The following is a 5594-nucleotide window of genomic DNA, read 5'->3' on the forward strand; positions in this document are numbered from 1 at the left end:
TTTCCGCCCAGTTTCCAGGGTCTCCGATCCTCCGGTGCCCGAGACAGATGTTGCAGATATCCACCGCCCCCGTCCGCTCGATTCTCATTTTGCAGACCAAGTTCATCGGCGATCTCGTTCTCGCCTCGGCGCTGGCCAGGAACCTCCAGCTCGGATATCCCGGCGTCGGGATCGTGTTCCTTTGCGAGGCGCGTTTCGCCAGCTTCCTCACCGCCCACGGCATCGCGACCGATGTCGTCACGTTCCGGCGCGCCATGATGCGCGGATCGCCGCTGCAGCGGGGGCGCGAGCTGTATTCGATGGTGCGCAGGCTGCGCCGGTTCCGCTTCGACATGACGATCGACCTGACCGATTCGAAAACCTCGCGGATCGTCAGCGGCCTCGTCAACGCTCCGATCAGGGTCGGCTATCATCCGTCCGAAAGGCCCTTGCGCTGGCACGAGCGTCAGCCGGCCAACGTACGGGCCAGGCCGTTCGGCTTCGGGGAACGACACTATCTCTACCGCTATCTTTCACCGCTCGAGTCGCTTGGCGTCGATCTGCGCATAAAAGCGCCGTCCATCCGCCCACTGTCTTTGGAGACGGCGCGCGTGCTTGCGTTGCTGGACAAGTACCATCTGAGGCGAAAGGGCTTTGTCGCGGTGCATGCCGGAGCGAGCTTTCTTGGCCGGCGGTGGCAGCCGGAACGCTTTGCTGCCGTTATCGGCGACATCGCGCGCGAGACCGGCCTGGACTTCGTGCTCGTCGGCGGCCCGGACGAGCACAAGCCGGCCGACGAGATTGCCGCGAGGACAGCCTCGCCGGTCGTCAACTTTGTCGGCGCGCTTTCGCTCGAAACGCTGCTGGCGCTGCTGAAGGAGGCGCGGCTTTTCCTCGGCAATGAAAGTGGCCCCATGCACATGGCCGCCGCAGCGGGAACCCCGGTCGTTGGCCTCTACGGGCTGACCAATCCGATCCGCTGGGGCCGGTCGGCGTGCCGAGCATCTCGCTGCAGCCCTCCATGCCTTGCGAATGCGTGGCGAGCGACTTCTGCAAGCGGACGGATCCGAGCAAGGCGTGCTGCGTCTGGCGCCTGGAAGTCGCGCCTGTTGCTGAGGCCGTGCGCGAGATCCTCGCGCGCACCGAAAAGCAAACGGCAAACGCGCTCTCGCGTTACGCCTGAAGCAAATTCTCGTGACGTTATCCTTCGCGCGTGCGCCGTCCCGATTTTCGCCTTGATGCGGGTCTTCTGGCTGGATATTGCAACCATCCCGCTTCGACCGCCGGCCCGGAAATCGACCATGCGTCTCTTGCGAAAACATCTTTGCGCGGTCGCGCTGTCGGTTTGCGCCGTGTCCACGGCCAGCGCCGCGCCGCTTGTCGAGCCGACGTTGCATCTGAAACCGCAGGCTGGCGGTAGCGGCCGCGTCGCGCTGACGCTCGACGCCTGCGGCGGCCAGACCGATCCGCGCATCCTCTCGGCGCTTGTCGACAACAGGATCCCCGCCACGATCTTCGTCACCGGCATCTGGCTGAAGCGCAACGCGGCCGCCGTCGAGATCATGCGCGCGCATCCGGACCTGTTCGAACTGGAGAATCACGGCGGCCGCCATGTTCCGGCTGTCGACACGCCGCAAAAGATCTACGGCATCCGCAGCGCCGGCAGCCCGGATGCCGTGCTGGCGGAGGTCGAATCGGGCGCCACGGCGCTCGCAGGGACCGGTGAACCGGCACCGAAATGGTTTCGCGGCGCCACCGCCGAATACAGCCCCTCGGCCATAGCGATGATTCGCAAGCTCGGCTTCAAGGTCGCCGGCTTCTCGATCAACGGCGACGGCGGATCGCTGCTGGGCGCCAGGGAAACCGCCCGGCGCATCGCCGCCGCCAAGGACGGCGACGTCATCATCGCCCATATCAACCAGCCGACCCATGCCGCCGGCGAGGGCGTGGTGCAGGGGCTGCTGGCGCTCAAGCAAAAGGGCCTGACCTTCGTGCGGCTCGACCATGCCGACGGCATAGGCAACGACGGCACCACCGACTGATCGCTCAGGGTGCGCTTTGGCCGGATCCAGCAGACAAGGCTGTGCCAATCCTCGTGATCGCGGCGGAAAATACGGGACCGCAAAATCGGCTTTACAGAGCCATGTCGGCGGTGTCTCTTGTCGATCACATTCTGTGGGGATGAACTTCATCTGCGAAAACTAGTTGGTCTCGCGTGGTGGGCCGCGCTTCTGGTTACGGCGGTGATGTGCGGCCCAATCCGCGCGGCACCGCCGGACTTTTCGACCTCGAACGCCATCCACGAGCCCGTGCCGGCGGTTGCGGGCGACGTTCTCCACTATGCGGTTACGGTGACGAACACCGGTGGCGACAGCGCCTATGCGCGCATCAAGACCGTCCTGCCGCAAGCCTATTTCATCCGTGCCGACGGCGATTGTGCCGGCGCGGTACGCGACCCGGACAGCAGGGGTCTCGTCTGGCACGAGGGGGCATTTTCGGCCGGATCGACCACGCAGTGCCGGATAGACCTTCTGACGCGGCGCGAAGCGGCGGGAACGCTTGCCCCGCTCGCCACCGAGATCACGACGTTGCCTGCAGGGTACCTGCGTTTCGAAACGGCGCCGGAACTGGCGGCGGCGCCCGATCCGAACGCAATCCGCGTCGGACCGGTGAAGGTCACCCGGGCGCAACTTGTCGTGCTCGCGTTCCTGGCCTTCGCTGTCGCCGGTGCAGCAGTCGTCGCGCGAATGGCGGGGCGAGGACGCGGGCGGACGGCGCTCGGCGCGTGGTTCGCGGTCGCCACCGCGGTGGGCTTCCTGCTCTTTTTCGCGGGGCTCGCGGTTGGCGACTTCCGGTCCTTTACGGCCTATCGGGAAACATCCTGCACCGTCTTCGACTCGGCCATCCGCGCCTTTCCGGGCACCGGCAAGAGTGCGCGGTCGAGTACATACCAGTCCGTGTTCGCCGTCCGCTACGAGGCGCTCGGCACCGAGACCTACTCGGCGGCTTTTCCGCCGATTTCCGCCGTCAGCCTGGGCTGGATCGGGTTCTCCCTGCAAAAGCTGGGAGACTATCCGGATGGATCGGTCCATCCCTGCTGGTTCGATCCTGACGATGTGAAAACAGTATTGCTCGAGCGCGGCCCGGGTGCGGCGTATCTCTTCGCCCTGTTCCCGTTGCTGGTGCTGGCCTACGGCCTGTCGGCGCTCATCGTGGCCGTTCGCAAAGGCCAGCATTGACCGGACTCGCAGGCCATTTCATTGATGCGTCGAGGTCGCGTCCGATGGCGATCTCGCGTTCGCATCATCCCGGCCTTTGCTTCATCTTTTGTCGCTCAGTCCGGGGCCGCTTCGATCGTCACCTTGCTGGGATAGAAGGCGCCGTGATCGCGGATTTCCGTCATCTCGTCGAAGGGCCGCTCATAGGCCCACATCGCGTCCTTGCCTGTCTCTTCGGCCGGCAGAACGCTCCAGTAGCTCGCGTCGCCCTTAAAGGGGCAGTGCGTCGAGTGACCGGTCTTGGCCAACAGACTGAAATCGATGTCCTCGAACGGAATATAAAAGACCGCGGGATAGGGCGGCTCCGACAGGAGCTTCGCTCTTTTCGACGAGGCGATGACCGTTTCGCCGGCGCGCACGGTGACGGTGCCGCGATAAGGCTCGATGGTAATGACCTTGGCGGGATTGCGCTGGAAGCCGGGAGCGGGGTTGGCGATCTGGTCCATTGGCGGGGATCTCCTTGTCCAGATGAGAGGTCGCCCGCAATAGATGTGTCGGACAGGCGGCCGGCGCAAGGCCGAGCCCACGCCTGGGCGGGCGCTCAAACCGACCCTTTCGCTGGAACTGTCAGGCGGCCGTTTGGAACACGTCCAGCAGCCCGGCATAGGCGGCGGCGATGCCGGCCACCGGATTGGTGCTCCTCGACGCGGTCTCGACCTTCAACGCACCGCCGACGGTCGGCAAGGTGAGCAGCAGGAACTGGCGATTGCCGCCGTCGCCGACGCAAGCCGCCGCGACATGCTGGGCCTCATCGCCGTCCTGGACGCACATCTTGAACAGCAGCGTGCCGCCGACCGCCTCCAAGGCGCCTCCGACAACCTCGACGAATTCATCTTCGGAAACAGTTCTGGCGTCCGGCGCCAAATCGGTCAGACTTTCGGCAAGCGCATTTTCGAGTGCCAAGTCTTCGGGAGCCTTGTCGTCGAGCTGCGTGTCCATGCGAACCTCTTTCATTCGCCAATCGCACCCACAGCCCGTTAACGAAATTTAACGCCGACGATGGCCGGATTGTGGCGGTTTCCGCGGCGGCATCAAGGAATGCACCGCTTTCAACGCTAACGGCTGGACAATCCGCAGGTTCGTCCCACAATGGCGCAAAAAGATCGCCAAAAGCGCAGGGGAGGAACAAATGCTTGGACTGATGCAGGAATGGCCGCTGCTTTGCCACAAGCTGATCGACAACGCCGAGCGGCAGCACGGCGGACGCGAGATCGTGTCGCGCTCGATCGAGGGCCCGATCGTGCGCACCACCTATGCCGACATCCACCAGCGGGCGTTGAAGGTGGCGCAGCGGCTGGAGCAGGACGGCTTCAGGCTCGGCGATCGCATCGCCACGCTCGCCTGGAACACGGCGCGCCACATCGAGGCCTGGTATGGCATCATGGGCATCGGCGCGATCTATCACACGCTCAATCCGCGTCTCTTTCCCGAACAGATCGCCTGGATCATGAACAACGCCGAGGACAGGGCGATCTTCGTCGACCTGACCTTCGTGCCGCTCCTGGAAAAGATCGCCGGCGCAGTCAAATCGCTGAACAAGGTCATCGTACTGACCGATAGCGCGCATATGCCGGATACGGCGCTGCCGAACGCGGTTGCCTATGAGGACTGGCTGGCCGAAGCCGATGGCGCTTTCGCCTGGAAGACCTTCGACGAGAACACCGCCGCCGGCATGTGCTACACCTCGGGCACGACGGGCGATCCCAAGGGCGTGCTCTACAGCCACCGCTCCAATGTGCTGCACGCCATGATCGCCGCCATGCCCGACGCCATGGGCATTTCGGCCCGTGACGTCATCCTGCCGGTCGTGCCGATGTTCCATGCCAATGCCTGGGGCCTCGGCCAGAGCGCGCCGATGATCGGCGCCAAGCTGGTCATGCCCGGCTGCAAGATGGATGGTGCCTCGATCTATGAATTGCTCGACACCGAGAAGGTGACCTTCAGTGCCGCGGTGCCGACGGTATGGATGATGCTGCTGCAATATCTGGAGGAGACCGGCAGGAAGCTTCCCCACCTGCGGAAGGTCGTCATCGGCGGCTCGTCCTGTCCGCGCGCCATAACCCAGAAATTCCAGGACAATTACGACGTCCAGGTCATCCATGCCTGGGGCATGACCGAAATGTCGCCGCTCGGCACGCTGTGCACGATGAAGCCCGAATATGCCGGGCTGCAGGGCGATGCCAGGCTCGATGTCCAGGGCAAGCAGGGCTATCCGCCCTTCGGCGTCGAAATGAAGGTGACCGACGACGACAACAATGCGCTGCCATGGGACGGCAGGACCTTCGGGCGGCTGAAGGTGCGCGGCCCGGCCATCGCGCGCGCCTATTATGGCGGTGT

Annotated in this window: 5 protein-coding genes and 1 pseudogene; 4 read left to right on the forward strand and 2 right to left on the reverse strand. The window is 64.4% G+C overall.

From position 1 onward, the window contains the following. Positions 1-332: 332 nt before the first annotated feature. From EOA33_RS40705 to EOA33_RS22250, 3 genes and pseudogenes are all read left to right on the forward strand, one after another. Positions 333-914, forward strand: a pseudogene (locus EOA33_RS40705) (glycosyltransferase family 9 protein); the annotation flags it as partial. Between the two features lie 366 nt (positions 915-1280). Continuing rightward, the gene (locus EOA33_RS22245; RefSeq protein WP_126055846.1) at positions 1281-2021 is read left to right on the forward strand and encodes a polysaccharide deacetylase family protein; all 741 of its coding nucleotides are present in this window, start codon (positions 1281-1283) and stop codon (positions 2019-2021) included. 117 nt (positions 2022-2138) lie between these two features. Beyond that, complete coding sequence (locus EOA33_RS22250; RefSeq protein ID WP_126055845.1) at positions 2139-3218, forward strand: hypothetical protein; 1080 nt, start codon at positions 2139-2141, stop codon at positions 3216-3218. Between the two features lie 95 nt (positions 3219-3313). Here the strand turns inward: EOA33_RS22250 and EOA33_RS22255 are convergent, their stop codons facing one another. After that, positions 3314-3703, reverse strand: coding sequence for a DUF427 domain-containing protein (locus EOA33_RS22255; RefSeq protein ID WP_126055844.1), 390 nt, complete (start codon positions 3701-3703; stop codon positions 3314-3316). A 121-nt stretch (positions 3704-3824) separates the two neighbouring features. Then, positions 3825-4196, reverse strand: coding sequence for a hypothetical protein (locus EOA33_RS22260; RefSeq protein WP_127406603.1), 372 nt, complete (start codon positions 4194-4196; stop codon positions 3825-3827). 190 nt (positions 4197-4386) lie between these two features. Here EOA33_RS22260 and EOA33_RS22265 point away from each other — a divergent pair. Next, positions 4387-5594: AMP-binding protein (locus EOA33_RS22265; RefSeq protein WP_127406604.1), on the forward strand; the 1208-nt coding region annotated here is incomplete at its 3' end.

Origin of the sequence: Mesorhizobium sp. M4A.F.Ca.ET.050.02.1.1 (assembly GCF_003997725.1) — a bacterium.
In the GTDB taxonomy this organism is placed as follows: Bacteria; Pseudomonadota; Alphaproteobacteria; order Rhizobiales; family Rhizobiaceae; genus Mesorhizobium.

What these genes read in the sequence shown, in the direction of transcription:
- EOA33_RS22245 (WP_126055846.1), top strand. Translation starts at nt 1,281, where the DNA reads ATGCGTCTCTTGCGAAAACATCTTTGCGCGGTCGCGCTGTCGGTTTGC.
- EOA33_RS22255 (WP_126055844.1), bottom strand. Translation starts at nt 3,703, where the DNA reads ATGGACCAGATCGCCAACCCCGCTCCCGGCTTCCAGCGCAATCCCGCC.
- EOA33_RS22260 (WP_127406603.1), bottom strand. Translation starts at nt 4,196, where the DNA reads ATGGACACGCAGCTCGACGACAAGGCTCCCGAAGACTTGGCACTCGAA.